At 70.5% G+C, this 18,741-nt stretch carries 17 protein-coding genes; 6 read left to right on the plus strand and 11 right to left on the minus strand.

The annotated features are described in order from the left end of the window. Nucleotides 1-113 precede the first annotated feature (113 nt). From ACIA5G_RS22705 to ACIA5G_RS22715, 3 genes are all read left to right on the plus strand, one after another. Nucleotides 114-1,319: a low temperature requirement protein A gene (locus tag ACIA5G_RS22705; RefSeq protein WP_395926190.1), complete on the plus strand. Its 1,206-nt coding sequence runs from the start codon at nucleotides 114-116 to the stop codon at nucleotides 1,317-1,319. 99 nt (nucleotides 1,320-1,418) lie between these two features. Next, on the plus strand, nucleotides 1,419-2,714 hold the full coding sequence (locus ACIA5G_RS22710; RefSeq protein ID WP_395926514.1) for an acyl-CoA dehydrogenase family protein: 1,296 nt from the start codon (nucleotides 1,419-1,421) through the stop codon (nucleotides 2,712-2,714). Between the two features lie 23 nt (nucleotides 2,715-2,737). Further along, entirely contained in the window at nucleotides 2,738-3,940 is a 1,203-nt protein-coding gene (locus ACIA5G_RS22715; protein WP_395926192.1) for an acyl-CoA dehydrogenase family protein, read from the plus strand. A gap of 91 nt (nucleotides 3,941-4,031) precedes the next feature. Here the strand turns inward: ACIA5G_RS22715 and ACIA5G_RS22720 are convergent, their stop codons facing one another. From ACIA5G_RS22720 to ACIA5G_RS22730, 3 genes are all read right to left on the minus strand, one after another. Continuing rightward, nucleotides 4,032-5,096: an alpha/beta fold hydrolase gene (locus tag ACIA5G_RS22720; protein WP_395926194.1), complete on the minus strand. Its 1,065-nt coding sequence runs from the start codon at nucleotides 5,094-5,096 to the stop codon at nucleotides 4,032-4,034. A 112-nt stretch (nucleotides 5,097-5,208) separates the two neighbouring features. After that, nucleotides 5,209-6,054, minus strand: a complete 846-nt coding sequence (locus ACIA5G_RS22725; RefSeq protein ID WP_395926196.1) for an SDR family oxidoreductase — start codon at nucleotides 6,052-6,054, stop codon at nucleotides 5,209-5,211. 59 nt (nucleotides 6,055-6,113) lie between these two features. Continuing rightward, entirely contained in the window at nucleotides 6,114-6,626 is a 513-nt protein-coding gene (locus ACIA5G_RS22730; RefSeq protein ID WP_395926198.1) for a GNAT family N-acetyltransferase, read from the minus strand. A 147-nt stretch (nucleotides 6,627-6,773) separates the two neighbouring features. Here ACIA5G_RS22730 and ACIA5G_RS22735 point away from each other — a divergent pair, with 147 nt between their 5' ends. The 3 genes from ACIA5G_RS22735 to ACIA5G_RS22745 are packed head-to-tail and all read left to right on the plus strand — an operon-like array spanning nucleotide 6,774 to nucleotide 9,049. Continuing rightward, the gene (locus ACIA5G_RS22735) at nucleotides 6,774-7,316 is read left to right on the plus strand and encodes a YbaB/EbfC family nucleoid-associated protein (RefSeq protein WP_395926200.1); all 543 of its coding nucleotides are present in this window, start codon (nucleotides 6,774-6,776) and stop codon (nucleotides 7,314-7,316) included. Between the two features lie 15 nt (nucleotides 7,317-7,331). Beyond that, nucleotides 7,332-7,667 (plus strand): hypothetical protein, encoded by a 336-nt coding sequence (locus tag ACIA5G_RS22740; protein ID WP_395926202.1) that lies wholly within the window; start codon nucleotides 7,332-7,334, stop codon nucleotides 7,665-7,667. Beyond that, nucleotides 7,664-9,049, plus strand: coding sequence for a hypothetical protein (locus ACIA5G_RS22745; protein WP_395926204.1), 1,386 nt, complete (start codon nucleotides 7,664-7,666; stop codon nucleotides 9,047-9,049). The genes ACIA5G_RS22740 and ACIA5G_RS22745 overlap by 4 nt, the downstream gene beginning before the upstream one ends. A gap of 54 nt (nucleotides 9,050-9,103) precedes the next feature. On the opposite strand, the gene ACIA5G_RS22750 is transcribed toward ACIA5G_RS22745, so the two are convergent. The 8 genes from ACIA5G_RS22750 to ACIA5G_RS22785 form a co-directional block, all read right to left on the minus strand. Next, on the minus strand, nucleotides 9,104-10,258 hold the full coding sequence (locus ACIA5G_RS22750) for an acyl-CoA dehydrogenase family protein (protein ID WP_395926206.1): 1,155 nt from the start codon (nucleotides 10,256-10,258) through the stop codon (nucleotides 9,104-9,106). Further along, nucleotides 10,255-12,240 (minus strand): acetyl/propionyl/methylcrotonyl-CoA carboxylase subunit alpha, encoded by a 1,986-nt coding sequence (locus tag ACIA5G_RS22755; protein ID WP_395926208.1) that lies wholly within the window; start codon nucleotides 12,238-12,240, stop codon nucleotides 10,255-10,257. The genes ACIA5G_RS22750 and ACIA5G_RS22755 overlap by 4 nt, the downstream gene beginning before the upstream one ends. Nucleotides 12,241-12,242: 2 nt before the next feature. Continuing rightward, nucleotides 12,243-13,856 carry a carboxyl transferase domain-containing protein gene (locus ACIA5G_RS22760; protein ID WP_395926212.1) on the minus strand — a complete coding sequence of 538 codons (1,614 nt, stop codon included), beginning with the start codon at nucleotides 13,854-13,856 and terminating at the stop codon, nucleotides 12,243-12,245. Nucleotides 13,857-13,994: 138 nt separating this feature from the next. After that, nucleotides 13,995-14,807, minus strand: a complete 813-nt coding sequence (locus ACIA5G_RS22765) for an SGNH/GDSL hydrolase family protein (RefSeq protein WP_395926214.1) — start codon at nucleotides 14,805-14,807, stop codon at nucleotides 13,995-13,997. Between the two features lie 176 nt (nucleotides 14,808-14,983). Further along, nucleotides 14,984-15,376, minus strand: coding sequence for a hypothetical protein (locus ACIA5G_RS22770; RefSeq protein WP_395926216.1), 393 nt, complete (start codon nucleotides 15,374-15,376; stop codon nucleotides 14,984-14,986). Between the two features lie 3 nt (nucleotides 15,377-15,379). Beyond that, entirely contained in the window at nucleotides 15,380-16,198 is an 819-nt protein-coding gene (locus ACIA5G_RS22775) for a hypothetical protein (RefSeq protein ID WP_395926219.1), read from the minus strand. Nucleotides 16,199-16,278: 80 nt separating this feature from the next. Continuing rightward, a complete protein-coding gene (locus tag ACIA5G_RS22780; protein WP_395926221.1) occupies nucleotides 16,279-16,938 on the minus strand; it encodes a response regulator transcription factor in 660 nt (219 codons plus the stop codon). A 35-nt stretch (nucleotides 16,939-16,973) separates the two neighbouring features. Then, nucleotides 16,974-18,680, minus strand: a complete 1,707-nt coding sequence (locus tag ACIA5G_RS22785; RefSeq protein WP_395926223.1) for a BTAD domain-containing putative transcriptional regulator — start codon at nucleotides 18,678-18,680, stop codon at nucleotides 16,974-16,976. Nucleotides 18,681-18,741: the final 61 nt, after the last annotated feature.

Here is an 18,741-nt window from a genome sequence, read left to right on the forward strand (position 1 = left end):
ACCTCCCCACGTCCCTCGCTCATTGTCCCAGACCCATGCACGCTCGGCCATGTTCGCGCAGGGCGTTATGGCGAAACGCGCTGCTTCTGGCCTTGTTTCGTCCATAATTCGGCGTGCCCACGAGACGACTGCACCTGGTGAGCGCGGATGAGGACCACCGCGTCTCGACCATCGAGCTCTTCTTCGACCTGGTCTTCGTCTACGCCATCACGCAGACCACGCAGCTGATGGCCGACCACCTGAGCCTGCTGGGTGTCGGGCAGGGCATAGCCATGCTTGCCGTCCTGTGGTGGTGCTGGTGCTCCTATGCCTGGCTCGGGACCACCATCCACGTTGACCACGGCATTGCTCGGCTGGCGATGTTCGGGGCGATGGCCGTGATGTTCCTCGTCTCCTTGACCATCCCTGAAGCCTTTGTCGACTTCCCCGGCGGGCTGTACGCACCGGCGCTGTTCGTCGTCTGTTACGCGCTCGTGCGGCTGTTGCACCTGGTCGCCTACCTGGGCGCGGCAAAACACGATCCGGCCCTGCGGCGGGTGCTGCTGCGGATGTTCGTCGGGCTGCTGCCGAGCGTGGTGCTGCTCGGGGTGGCCGCGCTCCTGAGCGGGCCGTGGCAGCTGGGGCTGTGGGTCGTCGCGCTGCTGGCCGACTACCTCAACGTCTACTTCGCCGGGCCTGACGGCTGGCGGCTGAACTCGCCGGCGCACTTCGCCGAGCGGTTCGGGTTGATCGTGATCATCGCGCTCGGGGAGTCGATCGTGGCGATCGGCATCGGGATCGGGGCGCTGCCGATGTCGTGGCTGGTCGTGGGGGCCGCCGTGTGCGGGCTGGGGCTGGCCGCGGGGATGTGGTGGACCTACTTCGACGTTGTCGCGCGGGTGTCCGAACACCGGCTGTCGCGGGCCACCGGGACCGAGCGCACCAAGCTCGCCACCGACTCCTACACCTTCCTGCACCTGCCGCTGATCGCCGGGATCGTGCTCGTTGCCCTCGGGCTGAAGAAGTCCTTCCTCTACATCGCCGACACCGAGCACCACAGCCCCGGCGAAGCGCTCCACGGTGTGCCGATCTGGACGCTCACCGGCGGGCTCGCGCTGTACCTGATCGCGCTGAGCGCGCTGCGCAAGCGCAACCTCGGCAGTTGGAACCACCAGCGGCTGGTCGTCGGCGTACTGCTCGTCGCGGCGACGCCGCTGCTGGAGCACGTGCCCGCCGCCGTGCTGCTGGTGGTCGTCGCCGGGGTGGTGCTCGGGTTGATCACCTTCGAACGGCTTCAGTTCGCGGAATGGCGGCGGCAGGTGCACACCGATCACTCGTAAGAGACCCCACACTGGCGCCGAGCCCGATACCGCGTTAACCTACTCGCGAGTAGGTAACGGATGGAGGGCCACATGGCTGCGCCAAGGAAACGGGACGCGATGGGCTGGGGCCTTTCCGCGCTGACCCGGCTGGCCGGGAGCAAGGTCGTCGATCGGGCCGGGCTGCGCAAGCCCATCGAAGGCCTGGTCACCGCGGGGACGCGCACCGGCTTCCGCGCCGCGGGCGCGGCGACCCGGTCGTTCAAGTCGGTGCAGAAGCTGGGCAAGCCCGCCCGGCTCGCGCCGGCCGGCGACACCGGGCTGTTCGACCTCACGCCGAGCGAGGACCAGCAGCTCATCGTCGAGACGGTGACGGAGTTCGCCGCCGAGCAGCTGCGCCCGGCCGCCGCGGACGCCGATGCCAAGCTCGAAGCCCCGGAAGGCCTGCTCAGCCGGGCCGCCGAGCTGGGCATCAGCCTGGTCGGCATCCCCGAGGAGCTCGGCGGGGTCGGCACCGAACGCTCGGTCGTCACCAACGCGCTCGTCGCGGAAGCGCTTGCGCACGGGGACCTCGGCCTGGCCGTGGCCGTGCTCGCGCCGTCCGCGGTGAGCACCGCGCTGGTCAGCTGGGGTGACGAGCAGCAGCAGGCCGACTACCTGCCCGCGTTCGTCGGCGAGAACGTGCCCGCCGCGGCGCTCGCGCTGCAGGAGCAGAAGGCGCTGTACGACCCCTTCAAGCCCGCGACGAAGGCGCGTCGCACGCCGAAGGGCTACCAGCTCGACGGCGTGAAGTCGCTGGTCCCGCGCGCGGCGCAGGCCGAGCTGTTCATCGTGTCGGCCGACCTCGAAGGCCGCGGCCCGGCACTGTTCCTCGTCGAATCGTCGAACGCCGGCGTCACCATCGAAGCCGAACCGGCGATGGGCCTGCGGGGCGCCGCGACCGGCAAGCTGCACCTCGAGAAGGTGTCACTGCCCGCGGGCGCGCTGCTCGGCGGCGGCAAGCTGGACGTCTTCACCGACCTCGTCCGGCTCTCGCGGCTGGGCTGGGCGGCGCTGGCCGCCGGCACCGCGAAAGCCGTTCTCGACTACGTCGTCCCCTACGTCAACGACCGGACGGCGTTCGGCGAGCCGATCAGCCACCGGCAGGCGGTCGCCTTCTCCGTCGCCGACATCGCGATCGAGCTGGAGGGCCTGCGGCTGGTCACGCTGCGCGCCGCGGCGCGGGCCGAGCAGGGCAAGCCCTACGCCCGCGAGGTCGCCCTGGCCCGGAAGCTGGCCGTGGACAAGGGCATGCAGATCGGCAGCGCGGGCGTGCAGCTGCTCGGCGGGCACGGCTTCGTCAAGGAGCACCCGGTCGAGCGCTGGTACCGCGACCTGCGCGCCATCGGCGTCATGGAAGGCGCCGTCCTCCTCTAAGGCTTTCGCGAAAGGCGTTAACGATGATTAACCTGGAAGCTCCCAAGAAGGCCGGCGCGCTGATCAACCAGGCGTACCAGGCCGCGGCCGAGGTGTTCCGGCCGATCTCGCGCAAGTACGACCGCGCGGAGCACACGTACCCGAGCGAGCTGGACATGTTCGCGGCGCTGCTGGACGGCCTCAACTCCTCCGGCGAAGGCGGCGCGGGCGCGGCGGGCGTCCGCCGGTCCAAGGACGAGAAGGAAAAGGGCAACCGCAACGGCGCCAACCTGAACGTCGTCCTCGGCACGATCGAGATGTGCTGGGGTGACGTCGGCCTGCTGCTGTCGATGCCGCGCCAGGGTCTCGGCAACGCGGCGATCGGCTCGGTCGCGACGGACGAGCAGCTGGAACGCTTCTCCGGCATGTGGGCGGCGATGGCGATCACCGAGCCGTCGTGCGGTTCGGACTCCGCGGCGATCACGGCGACCGCGCGCCTCGACGGTGACCACTACGTCCTGAACGGCGAGAAGATCTTCGTGACGTCCGGCGAGCGCGCCGACGCGGTGGTCGTGTGGGCGACGCTGGACAAGTCCAAGGGCCGCGCGGCGATCAAGTCGTTCGTGGTGGAAAAGGGCACACCGGGCTTCGAGGTGGTGCGGGTCGAGCACAAGCTCGGCATCCGCGCTTCGGACACGGCGGTGCTGCGCTTCGAGAACTGTCGCGTCCCGGCAGAGAACCTGCTGGGCACGCCGGAGATCGACACCGCGAAGGGGTTCGCGGGCGTGATGCAGACGTTCGACAACACCCGTCCGCTGGTGGCGGCGATGGCGATCGGTGTGGCCCGGGCGGCACTGGAGGAGACTCGCCGGATTCTCACCGAGGCGGGTGTGGAGATCGACTACGACCGCCCGGCGAACTCCCAGCACGCGGCGGCGGCCGAGTTCCTTCGCCTGGAGGCGGATTACGAATCGGCGTACCTGCTGACGCTGGAATCGGCGTGGATGGCGGACAACCGCAAGCCGAACTCGCTGCAGGCGTCGATGGCGAAGGCCAAGGCGGGGCGTTCGGTGGTGGAGATCGCACTGAAGTGCGTCGAGCTGACCGGGGCTTACGGCGAGGAGTCGCTTCTTGAGAAGTGGGCTCGGGACGCGAAGATCCTCGACATTTTCGAAGGCACGCAGCAGATTCAGCAGCTCATCGTGGCTCGCCGCGTGCTCGGGAAGTCGTCCGCGGAGTTGAAGTAGTTGTGACACAACGGAAAGCCGCCCGGTCGCTGAGCCCTGAGAAGGGGAAGCGGCCGGGCGGCTTTTGCATCGGCAGGGACCGGTTTCACGATCAGGCCGTGGCGGCGATCCGGTCGTCGAGGAACTCGTCCAGGTAGTGCCACGTCGTGCCGCGCGCCTTGCGGCCGGTCAGGACGCCGAGGTGGCCACCCGGAGCCGTCTTGAACCGGACCTCCGGTGCCTTGTCCAGCAGCTCCACCACGCGCTCGACCGACGGCCGCGGTGCGATCGTGTCGTTTTCGCCCGCCACCACCAGCGTCGGGACGCGCACCGACGACAGTGAGATGATGCGGCCGTTGAGGTCCACCTTGCCCTCGGCGAGGTCGTTCGTGCGGAACAACCGGTGGTACAGCTGGCCGAACGTGCGCCCGGGGTAGGCGTACATGTTGCTCATGAAGTGGTCGACGGCCTCGATCTGCGCGAGGTAGTCCCGGTCGTCCAGGTGCGACAGGATCGCGATCGGCTTCGTGATTTCCTTGCTGATGCCCGTTGCACGGAACACCCGACTGACCAAATAGGACGGTGCCCCGCCGAACGCGCGGTAGATCGGCGTCAGGAGGTGGCCGTTCGTCAGGTCCACCAGCGGGCGGAACGGCGCCACGATCGGGATCGCCGTGAAGTCCACCGGCGAGCCGATCGCGGTGATCGACCCGATCGGGAGGTCCGGCTGGTCGGCGTTCACCAGCAGCGAGAAGATGCCGCCCAGCGACCACGACACCAGGTGCACGTCCTGGCCGCCCGCGTCCGCGCTCACCTTGCGGATCGCCCGCGGCAGCACCTCGTCGATCCAGTGCTCGATGCCCAGGCGCCGATCGGAGAACGCGACCATGCCGTAGTCGACGAGGTAGGCGTTGCGGCCGCCCTCGACCAAGTGCTCGATGAGGCTGCAGCCGCGGCGCAGGTCGAAGCAGATCGCCGGTGCGGCCAGCGGCGGCACCAGCAGGATCGGCGGCCCGGACACCGGGCGGCTGCTGTGCGTCATCCGGTACACCGACCGGTTGGGCCCCTGGTCGATCAGCACCCGCGGCATCGGGCGCAGGTCGGCGACCCCGCCGTGCAGCACCTTGCCGACCACGTTCGACGCCGCGGCGGCCAGCCGTGCGGGCGGTGAAACCATTTCCTCGAGCCTCCTGCGACGTCCCCGGGCACTTCCGGTCAATCTTGCCCGGTCAGGCCGGTGGACTCAACACCGGCCAGGTCCAAATCGGACAGTCGCTAGGCCGTCCGAGTTACTCCGTGCCCGCCCCGGGTGCGCTCTCGGCGGCGCGCGCCTCGTAGTCCGCGCGAGCCGGGGAATGGGCCGCTGAAGCCAAAAGCTGGTCCGCTTTCAGCGCGCGGGCAAGCGCTTCGCCGGCCCGCCGCGGGAGCAGCCGGGTGAGCTTGCCCATAGTTCCCACGGATCGGGGCACGAAGACCTCGAAGCGAGGCTTGCGCAGCGTGGCCACGATGGCGTCGGCCACGTCTTCCGGGCGCGAGGACTTGAACAGCTTCGCTTCACCGAGGCCGCTCGCCAGCTCCGTGCGGACGATCGCGGGCATCACGCACGAAACGTGCACCCCGGACCCGTGCAGCTCCAGGTGCACCGCTTCGGACAGCCCGACCACGGCGTGCTTGGTCGCGCAGTACGTCGCGGCGCCGGGGAAACCGGCCTTGCCCGCGAAGGAAGCGACGTTGACGATGTGCCCGCTGCGCCGCGGCCGCATCCGCTTCATCGCCTCGCGGGTTCCGTGGATGACGGCGTGCAGGTTGATCTCGAGCTGACGCCGGGTCGTCGCGTCGCTTTCCTCCTCGAGGGCGGCGAGCGGCATGATCCCGGCGTTGTTGATCAGGACGTCGATCCGGCCGTGGCGGCGCTCGACCTCGTCGAGGAACTCGGTGAAGCCGCGGATGTCGGTGACGTCCAGCGGCAGCGCCTCGGCGTCCAGCTCCCCGGCCGTTTTTTCGGCCCTGACCTGGTCGAGGTCGCCGATCACCACCTGCGCGCCCAGCCGGGACAGCGCCGACGCGGTCGCCGCGCCGATCCCCTGCCCGCCGCCGGTGATGACGACGACCTTGCCCGCGAGCTCCTCGGCCATGGCGACTCCTTCGTCTGTTGGCACCGCGTCAACAGTGTCGCTCGCCGGCCGTCATCGCGCTACCCCACGCGTTGCTCCAGCACCTGCCCGACCCAGTCCTCGACGTGAAATTGCACGGTCGGCTTGAAGCCCTGGCTCTCGTAGTAGCGCTGGAGCTCGCCGTCGCCGCCGGCCCAGCAGTCGACGCGCACGAGGTCGATGCCGCGCCGCCGCGCCTCGTCGAGCGCGTACTCGATGAGCCGCCCGCCGACGCGCCGTCCAGTGAACCGCCGGGACGTGATCAGCAATCGGACGTACAGTTCACGCTCGTCAACCGGCGGCACGTGCGGGTCGTGCTCCTCGGAGACGATCAGCGCGCCCGCGGGTTCCCCGCCGACCATCGCGATCCGCAGGCCGGGGTCGGCGGCCATGCCCTTGACCCGCTCGACGCGCTTCGGGACCCCGCTCCACGGCTCGGTCCCCCACTGTCCCGAACTGCCGCGGGCGACCAACCATTCGACGGCCTCGTCGAAGAAGCGCAGCAGCGTGTCGACGTCCCCGGAATCACCCGATCGGATGACGGTGTTGTCCATGCCCTTGTTTACCGCACCAAGAGTACCCGCGTGCCGACTTCGGCGATCCACGTCGCGTTCAGCCGGTGGCTCCGTTCGTGTCATCGGAGCTTCAAAGACCGCTGATTGACTTCGTCCGTTCACGACCTCTCTCGCGACGAGGACAAATTGACACAGTCAGGTCCCCCCGATCCGCTGGCCGCGTTCACCGTCGAACTCGAGGAAATCCGGGCAAAAGCCGCGGAAGCGCAGGAAAAGCTCCGATCCGCCGTCGCCACCGTGCAGTCGCCGGACGGTGCGGTCTCGGTGACCATCGGCCCGAGCGGAGTGCTGCAGGACCTCCGGTTCGGCCCCCGCGCGTACGAACGCCCGCCGCAAGCCCTGTCCGGCCTGGTGATGCAGCTGATCGGCCGGGCACAGCAGAAGGTCTCGGCCGAGGTCGCCGACGTGTTCGGCGGCATGGTCGGCGAGAACTCGGCCGCCCGCGAGCTGCTGGACGAGTTCCTGCCGGCCCCCGACCCGGGTGACGGAACACCGCCGGCTGACGGCGACCCGTTCGCGCCGCCGCAGGGGGCCGAGGAGCGTCCGACGCGGCCGCCGGCGCCCCCGCACCGCCCGCCGCCGAGCCCGCAGCAACCGCCGCACGGTCCGCCGCAGCGTCGTCCCCGGCCCGCGCCGGAAGAGGACGACGGCGAGAGCAACCCCTGGTAGCAGGGAGGAGAACCAGTGGTTTCCGGAGCAGGTTTCTCGGTCGACCCGGCCGAGTTGCAGAAGTTCAGCCAGTTCCTGTCGGGCACGACGCAGCCGGCGGTGCAGGACGCCGCGAACCGGATGCAGGCCGCCAACGGGTTCGACAACGCCGCGTTCGGCATCCTGCTCGCGCAGGTGCTGGCCGTGCCGTCACGGATCACGATGGGGGTGATCACCGGCGAGATCACCAAGCTCGTCGGTGACATCGCCAAGTCCGCCGACGACGTGAAGAAGGCCGCCGACGTGTACTCGACCCACGACTCGAACACGGCCCAGGGTTTGAGCACCTTCGAAACGGAGCTGGGCAAGTGACCGTTCCCATCACCGCGTCGAACTCCACGACCGGCGCCGGCGTCTTCGACAGCTGGAAGCAGGTCGGCGACTCGATCGGCAAGGTCCAGACCGAACACGGCGGCGACCTCGCGGCCGTCAGCGTCGAGCTGGGCATCAACATCATCAGCGCCGCGCTCGACACGGTCGCGTTTGTCATGGACCCGCTGTCGAAGCTGATCGCGGCGGGCCTGGGCTGGCTGATCGAGCACGTCTCGTTCCTGAAGTGGCCGCTGGACCAGGTCGCGGGCAACCCCGCGGAGGTCACGAAGATCGCCAACGAGCTGCACAAGATCGGCGAGTCGCTGCGCAACACCGGCACCGAGCTGGACGACACCCTCAAGTCGACGATCACGCAGTGGGAGGGCAAGGGGTACGACAGCTTCCTGAAGTCGATCAACGACCGGAAGGGCTGGATCGACGCCAACGCCAAGGCGTCCGACGTCGCCGGTTACATGGTCGAGACCACCGGGGCCCTGATCGGCGCGGTCCGCTCGCTGATCCGCGACATCATCACGACGGTCCTCGGCGACATCATCTCCACGATGCTGATCGCGCTCGCGCTCGCCATCCCCACCTTCGGCGCGTCGATCGCCGTCGGGGTGAGCAAGGTCGTCGTGCAGGTCTCGGTGCAGGTCGCGGCGATGGCGGCGAAGCTCGCCAAGGTCGTCGCCTACGCCGGCCGCACGCTGGCCCGGCTCACCCAGCTGTCGAAGCTGGTCAAGCCGAAGCCGGGCGCCTCGGGTGCGGGGCACGAGCTGAGCAACCTGCCGCCCACCGGCGGCGGTGTGCCGAACTTCTCGCGCCCCCTGCCGAAACCGCCGGGCACGGCCGTCACCCACGACGGCCCTGGTGGTGGCGCCACGCCCAGCACCCGGCCCCCGGGTGACGGCACGACCCCGAACTTCTCACGGCCGCTGCCGCCGCCGGGCACCGCGGTGACTCACGACGGCCCTGGTGGTGGCGCCACGCCCAGCACCCGGCCGCCGGGTGACGGCACCACGCCGAACTTCTCACGGCCGCTGCCACCGCCCGCGGCTCCGCCCAAGCCGGCGCCGCCGAAGTCGCACCTGAGCGACCACGACATCTCGACGATCAAGAAGCACGAGGACTGGCTGAAGACCAAGTTCGGCGACAGCTACCAGAAGACGAAGTTCGTCGACGACTGGCTGAAGGCCAAGGCTCCGGACTACTACCCGATGCTGAAGGCGCTCTCCGACGCCAAGAGCTCGAAGAACTTCGTCGGCTGGGCGGGCAAGGACATCGTGCAGGTCGACCGCGGCCTCACCGACATCCAGATGCAGGCGGAAGCCGCCTGGGCCGAGGAAGACAAGAAACAGCAGGAGCAGCAACAGCCCCACTAGTCGTGAGGGGGACCTTCAGGGACATATGAGCCCTGAAGGTGCCCTTCACGGCTTTCAGGCGACCCCGAGGTGGCGCGAGATCAGCATCTTCTGGACCTCGCTCGTGCCCTCGCCGATCTCCAGGATCTTCGCGTCGCGGTAGAAGCGGCTCACCGGGTACTCGTTCATGAAGCCGTAGCCGCCGAAGATCTGCGTTGCGTCGCGGGCGTTGTCCATCGCCGCGTTCGAAGCCACCAGCTTCGCGATCGACGCTTCCTTCTTGAACGGCTCGCCGCGCAGCATCTTCGACGCCGCCTGGTAGTAGGCCAGGCGGGCGGTGTGCGTCCGGACCTCCATGTCGGCGATCTTGAACTGGATCGCCTGGTACTCGCCGATCCGCTTGCCGAACGCGACGCGGTCCTTCACGTAACCGAGGCACTCGTCGACGCACCCCTGGGCCAGACCCACTGACAGCGCGGCGATCGCGACGCGGCCTTCGTCCAAAATGGACAAGAACTGCGCGTAACCGCGACCTCGGGTGCCGACCAGGTTCTCGACCGGGACGTGGACGTCCGAAAAGGACAGCTCGTGGGTGTCCGAGCAGTTCCAGCCGACCTTGGAGTACTTCGGCGCCACCTCGAAGCCCGGGGTGGCGGACGGCACGAGGATCGCCGAGATCTCCTTGCGGCCGTTCTCCATCACGTCCGTCACGGCGGTGACCGTGACCAGGCGGGTGATGTCCGTGCCCGAGTTGGTGATGAACGCCTTGCTGCCGTTGATGACCCAGTCGTCACCGTCCTGACGCGCGCGGGTGCGGGTCGCGCCCGCGTCCGAGCCGCCGCCCGGTTCGGTCAGGCCGAAGCCGCCCAGCGCCGTGCCCGCGCACAGGTCAGGCAGCCACTTCTCCTTCTGCTCCTGCGTCCCGAAACGGAAGATCGGCATCGCGCCGAGCGAAACCCCGGCCTCCAGGGTGATCGCCACCGACGAGTCGACGCGGGCAAGCTCCTCGAGGGCCAGGCAAAGCGCGAAGTAGTCGCCGCCCATGCCGCCGAACTCCTCGGGGAACGGCAGGCCGAACAGGCCCATCTCGCCCATTTTCGCGACGATCTCGTACGGGAACTCTTCCTTCTCGTACAGTTCGCCGATCACCGGCGCTACTTCGGCGTGCGCGAAGTCCTCGACCGTCTTGCGGAGGGACTCGTACTCCTCGTCCAGGCGGAAGTCGATCACGGCTGCTCCTCTTGGGGGCTTACTACGGCTAGGGTTTCGTCCAGCGCGACCTGTTGGCCGGCCCGGACGGGAAGTTCGCTGACCACACCGTCGATCGGCGCGGTGACCGTGTGCTCCATCTTCATCGCTTCGACCACGAGCAACGGCGTCCCGGCGCGGACCACGTCACCCGCGGCGACCTTCACCACGAGCACCGTGCCCGGCATCGGGCTGGTGACCGGCCCGGCTCCCGCGGCCTCCCCGCGGGACGAAAGCACGAACTCCTGCTCCCCGAAGGGAAAGCTCAGTCCGTCGCGGGCCAGCCAGACCGTCCGATCGGGACCGCAGGCCTGGCGGTAGCGGTGGAACCCGCCGGCGTGCCGGATCTCCAGCACGGAACCTTCGCGCCGGGCCGAAACCTGGACCGGTGACGCGTCATCAACGAAGACCGTCGCGGCGGACGGCGTGCCCTGCACCCGGACGACGGCCTTGGCCTGCCCCGACTTCAGCCGGAACGTCACCCCGCCGGACCCGCCCATCCGCCAGCCGTCCGGCACGTCCCACGGGTCCACCACGGACCCGGACGGCTGCAGCTCCAGCAGCCGGTCCAGCGCGGCCGCGACGAAGAACTCCGCGGGCACGTCCGAAGAGACCAAAGTGGACAGCCGACGGTCGACCAGCTCGGTGTCGAGACGGCCGGCTCGGACGTCGTCATCGGCCAGCAGGCCGCGCAGGAACGCGGTGTTGGTGCCGACGCCCAGCAGTGCCGTGTCCGCCAGCGCCAGGTCCAGCCGGTGCAACGCGGCCGCGCGGTCCGGGCCCCAGGCGATGACCTTGGCCAGCATCGGGTCGTAGTTCGAGCCGATCACCGCGCCCGGTGTCATCCACGAGTCGACCCGCACACCGTCACCGGACGGCTCGTGCACCGCCAGCACCGTGCCGCCGGTCGGGATGAAACCACGCGCCGGGTCTTCGGCGTACACCCGCGCCTCGACGGCGTGCCCGTTCAGGACGACGTCCGATTGCGCGACGGAAAGGTGCTCACCCGCCGCGACGCGGACCTGCCACTCGACCAGGTCGAGGCCGGTGACCAGCTCGGTGACCGGGTGCTCGACCTGCAGCCGGGTGTTCATCTCCATGAAGAAGAACTCGTCCGGGTCGTGCGCCGACAGGATGAACTCGACGGTGCCCGCGCCGACGTAACCGACCGAGCGCGCGGCTTCGACCGCCGCCGAACCCATCTTCGCGCGGGTGGTCTCGTCGAGCAGCACCGACGGCGCTTCCTCGATGATCTTCTGGTGCCGCCGCTGCAGGCTGCACTCGCGCTCACCGAGGTGGATGACGTGGCCGTGGGTGTCGGCCAGCACCTGGATCTCGATGTGCCGCGGTGTGGTCACGAACCGTTCCATCAGCAGCGTGTCGTCGCCGAAGGACCCCTTGGCCTCACGCCGCGCCGACTCGATCGCGGCGTCCAGTTCGGACTCTTCGTGGACCAGCCGCATGCCCTTGCCCCCACCACCGGCGGACGGCTTGAGCAGCAGCGGATAACCGACCTTCGCCGCGGCGGCGGCGAACCCGCCGGCCGGGATGTCCACATCGGACGCACCGGGCACCACCGGGACGCCGGCCTTCGACACGGTCGCCTTGGCGCGGATCTTGTCCCCCATGGCGTCGATCGCGGCGACCGGCGGGCCGATGAACACCAGCCCGGCGGCCTCGCAGGCCCGCGCGAACTCGGCGTTCTCCGCCAGGAAGCCGTAACCCGGGTGCACCGCCTGCGCGCCCGAGGACACCGCGGCGTCCACGATGGCCGGAATAGAGAGGTAGCTCTTCGAAGCCTCGGCGGGTCCGATCCGGACGGCGGTGTGCGCCTCCCGGACGTGCCGCGCATCGGCGTCGGCGTCGCTGTAGACGGCGACCGCGCGGATGCCGAGGTCACGCAGCGTGCGAATGACCCGCACCGCGATCTCGCCGCGGTTCGCGACCAACACTGAGTCGAACATCATCACATCCGGAAGACGCCGTAGTTGACATCGGACAAGGTCGCATTGGCCGCGGTCGAGAGCGCGAGGCCGAGCACCGTGCGGGTGTCGGCCGGGTCGATCACACCGTCGTCCCACAGCCGCGCGGTGGAGTAGTACGGGCTGCCCTGCGCCTCGTACTGCTCGCGGATCGGGTCCTTGAACGCCTCTTCGTCCTCGGTGGACCACTCACCGCCGCGCCCCTCGATCGAGTCGCGGCGGACCGTCGAGAGCACCGACGCCGCCTGCTCGCCGCCCATCACCGAGATCCGCGCGTTCGGCCACATCCAGAGGAACCGCGGCGAGTACGCCCGGCCGCACATCGAGTAGTTGCCGGCGCCGAACGAGCCGCCGATGACGACCGTTAACTTCGGCACCCGCGCGCAGGCCACGGCGGTGACCATCTTCGCGCCGTGCTTGGCGATGCCGCCCGCCTCGTACGCCTTGCCGACCATGAAGCCGGTGATGTTCTGCAGGAACAGCAGCGGGATCGAGCGCTTGTCGCACAGCTCGATGAAGTGCGCGCCCTTCATCGCGGACTCGGCGAAGAGCACGCCGTTGTTCGCGACGATGCCCACCGGGTGGCCGTGGATCCGGGCGAACCCGGTGACCAGCGTCGAGCCGTACTCCTTCTTGAATTCGCCGAACCGGCTGCCGTCGACGATCCGCGCGATCACTTCGCGCACGTCGTACGGCGTGCGCGGGTCGGTCGGGACAACGCCGTACAGCTCGGCGGGGTCGACGGCCGGCACCTCCGTCGGCAGGACGTCCCACGGGCGCGGCGTGCGCGGCCCGAGTGTCGAGACGATCTGGCGGACGATCCGCAGCGCGTGCGCGTCGTCGTCGGCCAGGTGGTCGGTGACGCCGGACTGGCGCGAGTGGACGTCACCACCGCCGAGCTCTTCGGCCGTGACGACCTCGCCGGTCGCGGCCTTCACCAGCGGCGGGCCGCCGAGGAAGATCGTGCCCTGGTTCCGGACGATCACGGCTTCGTCGCTCATCGCCGGGACGTACGCGCCGCCGGCGGTGCACGAGCCGAGCACCGCGGCGATCTGCGGGATGCCGCGCGCGGACATCGTCGCCTGGTTGTAGAAGATCCGGCCGAAGTGCTCACGATCCGGGAAGACCTCGTCCTGCCGGGGCAGGAACGCGCCGCCGGAGTCCACCAGGTAGACGCACGGCAGGTTGTTGTGGAGCGCGACCTCCTGGGCGCGCAGGTGCTTCTTCACCGTCATCGGGTAGTACGTGCCGCCCTTGACGGTGGCGTCGTTGGCGACGACCACGCACTCGCGGCCGGAGACGCGCCCGACCCCGGTGATGATCCCGGCGGACGGCGCTTCGTCGTCGTACAGTCCGTTCGCCGCCAGCGGGGACAGCTCGAGGAACGGCGAACCCGGGTCCAGCAGCGTGTCGACGCGGTCGCGCGGGAGCAGCTTGCCGCGTTCGACGTGCCGGGTGCGCGACTTCTCGGGCCCGCCGAGGCGGGCGGCGGCCAAACGTTTGCGGAGGTCCTCGACCAGCTCCGCGTGCGACGTCGCGTTGCGGGTGTAGGCCTCGCTGTCCGGGGCAGCCGTAGTCCCCAGTGCCGGCGTGTCCATGGGCTCCCTCGAAGTTAGCGGTCGTTAACCTCCGCTCTGATGTTAGCGACCGCTAACGTGGGTGTCCAGTCGCCGGATTGCGAAAAAGGGCACCCTCGGGACGTGATGTCCCCGAGGGTGCCCTTCACGGCACGAGGGTCAGCCGATCGCTGCCCGCAGCGGGGCGTAGTAGCCGCCCGACTGCCCCGCCGGCGTCGGGTGGTAGGACTCGACCACCGGCCAGGTCAGGCTGTGCAGGTAGTCGTCCGCGGACGAGCAGATGTTGTGCCCGGTGAACGACGGCCGGACGTCGACGAAGGTCGCCCCGGCCGCCGACGCGCGCTGCTGGATCACCGACGCCAGGGTGTCGGCGCCGGAGTTGATCGCCGAGCGCTTGGTGTCGCTGAGCCCGACCCAGCAGGAGCCGGGCACGGTGTAGAAGCGCGGGTAGGAAAGGACGACGAGACGCGCGCCCGGCGCCTTGGCCTTGATCGCGTTGTACGTGTTGTTCAGCAGCCCCGGCAGGGTGTTGGTCACGTACGTCTTCGCCGTGTTGACCCGGTTGACGCAGTCCGAGTCGCTGCCCAGGGTGCAGGTGGTGATGACGTCGGTGAACCCGGCGTCGTTGCCGCCGACCGTCACGGTGACCAGCGTGGTGCCGGCCGGGATCGAGTTGGCCTGGTTGATCACGTCGCCCGTCTTCGCCCCCGAGCAGGCGAGGAACGACAGCGACGTGCCGCTGTGGGCGTTGGTCCACAGCTGCGCGTAGGCGTTGGAGCTGCGATAACAGCTCCCGGAACTGCCATAGCTGCCGGCTCCGGTCCCGGAGGAATAGGAGTCGCCGAGCGCGGCGTAGACGGTGCCCGCGGCATTGGCGATGCCGGTGACGCCGAGGGTGGACAGGATGACGGCCCCCAGGGCCGTGCTCAACCGCAGTAGTGGACGCAGGAACTTACGGGTGGGAACAGCCATGGTCACTCCTCTGTGACAGAGCCGACCGAAATAGCACAGCAGGTGAACCCCTCACGAGGAAGCACGATTACCTGCAAGTAGCTCTCTTGGCTCACGACTTAAGTGAGTGTTGGCGGCAGTTCTCCCCACAGCGGGCGCCGCCGGGCCCGAACAGGACCCGGCGGCTCCGGGACCGGTCAGCCGTCGTTGCGGCGCTCGTGCAGCTCCCCCGCCAGTTCGCGCCCCATCAGGCCGCCGAACAGCCCGGCCGCGACCCCCGCGACCAGACCGGCGGGCCCGGCGATCAGCATCCCCGGCGCCAGCCCGGCCACGACCGCGGCCGTGACGCCGCCGAGCGTGCTCGCCGCGGCCTGGCTCATCGGCGGCCGCTCCGGGTGCCGGTAGTAGTACTCCTCCACCGGCCCGGTCTCGCTCCGCTCCTCGTCGTCCTCCGGGACCGCAGGCTGCCCGAGCCAGACGTGTTCGGGCACGACGATGTAGCGCGGCAGCCGCGGTTGCCAGTACAAACCGGTTCGCACCCGGGCGGTGCGGAGCGACAACCGGGGCCGCTCGGCGACGCTGACACCCATCCGTCAGCCCACCCGGACCGAGCCGCTGCCGCACACCGTGGCCGTCGAGGAGCTCGAAGTGCCCGTGCCGTTCGACGACGTCCGGACCGTCTTGCACGGGCCGGCGTCGCGCACCGGCCGCTTCGGCGGGACGACCTGCTTGCGGATCGGCGCGGCCTTCTCGCGGCCGGCAGCCTTCTCGTGGCCCGCGGCCTTCTTGCGCCCGGCCTGGTCCCGGGACGGCTTGGCGTCGTGCTTCCGGTGAATGTCCGATTGCAGGCTCTTGCGCAACTGCGCCAGGTCGGTCTTGATCTTCGTCAGTTCCTGCTCGGCCGCCGTGACGCGCTGCTCGGCGTGCGCCAGGACCTTTCCCACGGAGCCGGGCACGGCGGCCTTGACGACCGGCGCGGCCGCCGCCTGGACCACAAACCGCTTGCGCTCGGGCTTCGCGTGGGCCGCGGCGGCCTGCACGACCCGGCGCGGTGTGGCCGAGTGCCGGTGCGCCGCGGCGGGTGCCACGCCGACCTTCTTCGCGGGCGTCACCTTCTTCACCGGCGTAGCGACCTTCACCGGCGTAGCAACCTTCGGCGGCGTAGCAATCTTCTGCGGCGTAGCGACCTTCGGCGCTGTCGCGGGCTTCCCGGTCGACGGCTTCACCGCCGGCGCGGGGGCGGTCTTGGCGGCCGGCGCGGCGGCGGGCTGCGCGGCCGGTGCGGCGGCCGGAACCGGCGCCGGACCGCTGTCGGTGGCAAACGCGTTGGCCGTGGTGGCCCCGATCGCCGCGGTGGCCAGTCCCGCGACGCCGTACACCGCGGCCCGGCCCACCCTGTTGGCTTTGCTCATCTTCTGCTCCCGGAAATCGAGCCGTTGCTTCCGGTTGATCGTGCGCCGCGGCCGTCCATGGCCGGTACAGCGTTGGTACATCAGGGAAAGACGAGCAGGAACCCGGCGCCGCGGCGGGCGTGCAGGACCGGCGGCGGCCCCAGTTTCCGGCGCAGCCGGGCGATCACCACGTCGACCACATTGGACGACGGCTCGACCAGTTCGTCCCACGCGACGGCCACGAGCTCGCGCCGCGACACCACCGCGCCGTCGGCGGCCAGCAGCCGGTGCAGCACGGCGAACTCCTTGGCCGTCAAGGAAAGCAGGTGATCACCACGGCGTGCCTCATGACGGCCGGGGTCCAGTTCGATGTCGCCGTGCCGCAGCGGACGCGCGGTTTCCGCGCCGGATCGGCGGCAGAGGTTCCGCACCCGCGCGATCAGTTCCACCACGGCGAACGGCTTTCCGAGGTAGTCGTCGCCTTCGGTCAGTCCGGCGAGCCGGTCGGCGACGCTGTCGTGCCCGGTGAGGAACAGCACCGGGACGGTCCAGCCGCCGGCCCGGCGCTCGCGCACGAACGGCAGGGAGTCGCCGTCGGGGAGCTTCCGGTCGACCACGGCGCAGTCGTAGGAGTTGACGAAGAGCAGCTCGCCGCCGGACGCGAGATCGGCCGCCGCGTCCACCGCGAACCCCGCGTCGCGCAGGGCCGACTCGACGGCGACGCGGATGTCCTCGTCGTCCTCGATGACCAGTATCCGCACAGGGACAGACAGTAGCCGCGCCCCCGGCTGCTCGGTCACGCGACGTGCACGCCGCGACCGCCCGGCGGACCGGCCGCCAGCCGGCGCAGCACCGGGTGGACGGTGTACCGGCCGGCGACGCGCACGGTGATCAGGTTGTGGTCGACGAGCCGTTCCAGCAGCCGCCGCGCCTCGGGTGCGCCGATCCGCAACCGGCGCGAGACGCGCAGCGGATCGACCTGCCCCTTCGAGCAGAGCGCGAACACCTTCCGTTCCGCGACCGGCAGGCGCCGCACGCTCGAGGCGAGCGCCGCCGCGCACCCGCTGCCCTGCCCGATCTCGCCGTCGAGCCACGCGACGACGTCCGGCAGCTGCCAATGGGGTCTCGCGGCTAGCCGGTCGGCGGCGGCCCGCACCAGTCCGGGCAGGCCGGCGCACAGGTCGAGCAGGGCGCGCAGAGCCACGGGATCGGTGCCGGGACGGTCGTCCGCGACGCCGGCGCGCAGCAGGTCCTCGGCCGCCGCGTCGGGCAATGGCGCCAGCCGCAGGCGCCGGGCGCCGGGGACGTGCCAGTCACCGGTCCGGGTCGTGATCAGGGTCAGCGCGGTGTCGCCGGCGGGCAGCAGCGGGGCGATCTGCGCTTCGTCCGCGGCGTCGTCGAGCACCAGCAGGATCCGGCGCCCGGCGATCCGGGACCGCCAGAGCGCGGCACGCTCGCCCGGGTCGGCGGGCACGGCCGGGGTGTCGACGCCGGTCGCCCGCAGCAGCCGGTCCAGCACCTCCGCCGGGGACGCGGCGCCGTGCCGCAGGTCGACGTGGAACTGCCCGTCCGGGAACTCCCCGGCGAGCCGGTGGGCCAGGTGCACCACCAGGGCGGACTTCCCGACCCGGGGCATGCCTTCGACCAGGGCGACCCGCACCGGCGCGGACACCACCTCGCCCAGGTCCGCCAGCCCCGCCTCGCGGCCGGCGAACCCGGGCACGTCCCGGGGCAGCTCGCGTCGCGGGCCGAAGGGGAGCGACGGCGCCGGGCCGGTCAGCGCCCGCTCGTGCGCCGCGACCAGCGCCGGTCCCGGGTCGACCCCGAGCTCCGCGACGAGCACGCGGCGAGCGTCGCTGTACGCCGCCAGCGCCTCACCACGCCGTCCGGCCGCCGCGAGCGCTTCGACCAGCAGGGCCCAGGTCCCCTCCCGCAGCGGGTCTTCCGCCGTCAGCGCGCGAAGGGCCGAGACGGCGTCGGAGTAGCGGCCGCCGGCCAGCCGCGCCCGGGCCAGGGTCTCCCGCAGCGACCAGCCGAGCTCGGCCAGCCGCGCGGCCGCCGCGGCCTTTCCCGGCACCCCTTCGAACGGCCGCCCGCGCCACAGCCCGAGCCCCCGGGCGGCCAGCACGGCGGCCTCCCCGTGGTTTCCCGCGGCCAGCGCGTCTTCCGCGCGGGTGGCCAGGTCCGCGGCGAGCCCGGCGTCCAGCTCCGAATCCTCGACGCGGATCCGGTACGCGCCCGGCCGGTGCTCGATGCGGCTCCCCGCCGCGGGAGCCGGAAGCACCCGGCGCAGCCGCCAGATGTAGGTCTTCAGGTTGGCCTCCGCGGACGGTGGCGGACGGCGCCCGGCCCAGGTCGTGTCGATCAGCTCGTCCACCGACACCCAGTCCCCCGCGTGCAGCAGCAGGCTCGCCAGCACGAGCACGGGCTTGCCGGGGCCCAGCTCGATCGCCCGGCCGTCCGCGTCGCGGGCCGCCACCGGGCCCAGCACCTGGAAGAGCACCTTCTTCTCCTCGCCCCCGGCCGCCCCTCGCGACCACCGGCGCCCACCTTGCTCCGCCCTC

This window comes from Amycolatopsis sp. NPDC051758, assembly GCF_044453095.1.
GTDB lineage: Bacteria > Actinomycetota > Actinomycetes > Mycobacteriales > Pseudonocardiaceae > Amycolatopsis.

Bases quoted from the DNA above. Each gene is read 5' to 3' on its own strand.
- ACIA5G_RS22710 (WP_395926514.1), top strand. From the start codon at position 1,419: ATGGGCTGGGGCCTTTCCGCGCTGACCCGGCTGGCCGGGAGCAAGGTC.
- ACIA5G_RS22715 (WP_395926192.1), top strand. From the start codon at position 2,738: ATGATTAACCTGGAAGCTCCCAAGAAGGCCGGCGCGCTGATCAACCAG.
- ACIA5G_RS22720 (WP_395926194.1), bottom strand. From the start codon at position 5,096: ATGGTTTCACCGCCCGCACGGCTGGCCGCCGCGGCGTCGAACGTGGTC.
- ACIA5G_RS22725 (WP_395926196.1), bottom strand. From the start codon at position 6,054: ATGGCCGAGGAGCTCGCGGGCAAGGTCGTCGTCATCACCGGCGGCGGG.
- ACIA5G_RS22730 (WP_395926198.1), bottom strand. From the start codon at position 6,626: ATGGACAACACCGTCATCCGATCGGGTGATTCCGGGGACGTCGACACG.
- ACIA5G_RS22755 (WP_395926208.1), bottom strand. From the start codon at position 12,240: ATGTTCGACTCAGTGTTGGTCGCGAACCGCGGCGAGATCGCGGTGCGG.
- ACIA5G_RS22760 (WP_395926212.1), bottom strand. From the start codon at position 13,856: ATGGACACGCCGGCACTGGGGACTACGGCTGCCCCGGACAGCGAGGCC.
- ACIA5G_RS22765 (WP_395926214.1), bottom strand. From the start codon at position 14,807: ATGGCTGTTCCCACCCGTAAGTTCCTGCGTCCACTACTGCGGTTGAGC.
- ACIA5G_RS22770 (WP_395926216.1), bottom strand. From the start codon at position 15,376: ATGGGTGTCAGCGTCGCCGAGCGGCCCCGGTTGTCGCTCCGCACCGCC.
- ACIA5G_RS22775 (WP_395926219.1), bottom strand. From the start codon at position 16,198: ATGAGCAAAGCCAACAGGGTGGGCCGGGCCGCGGTGTACGGCGTCGCG.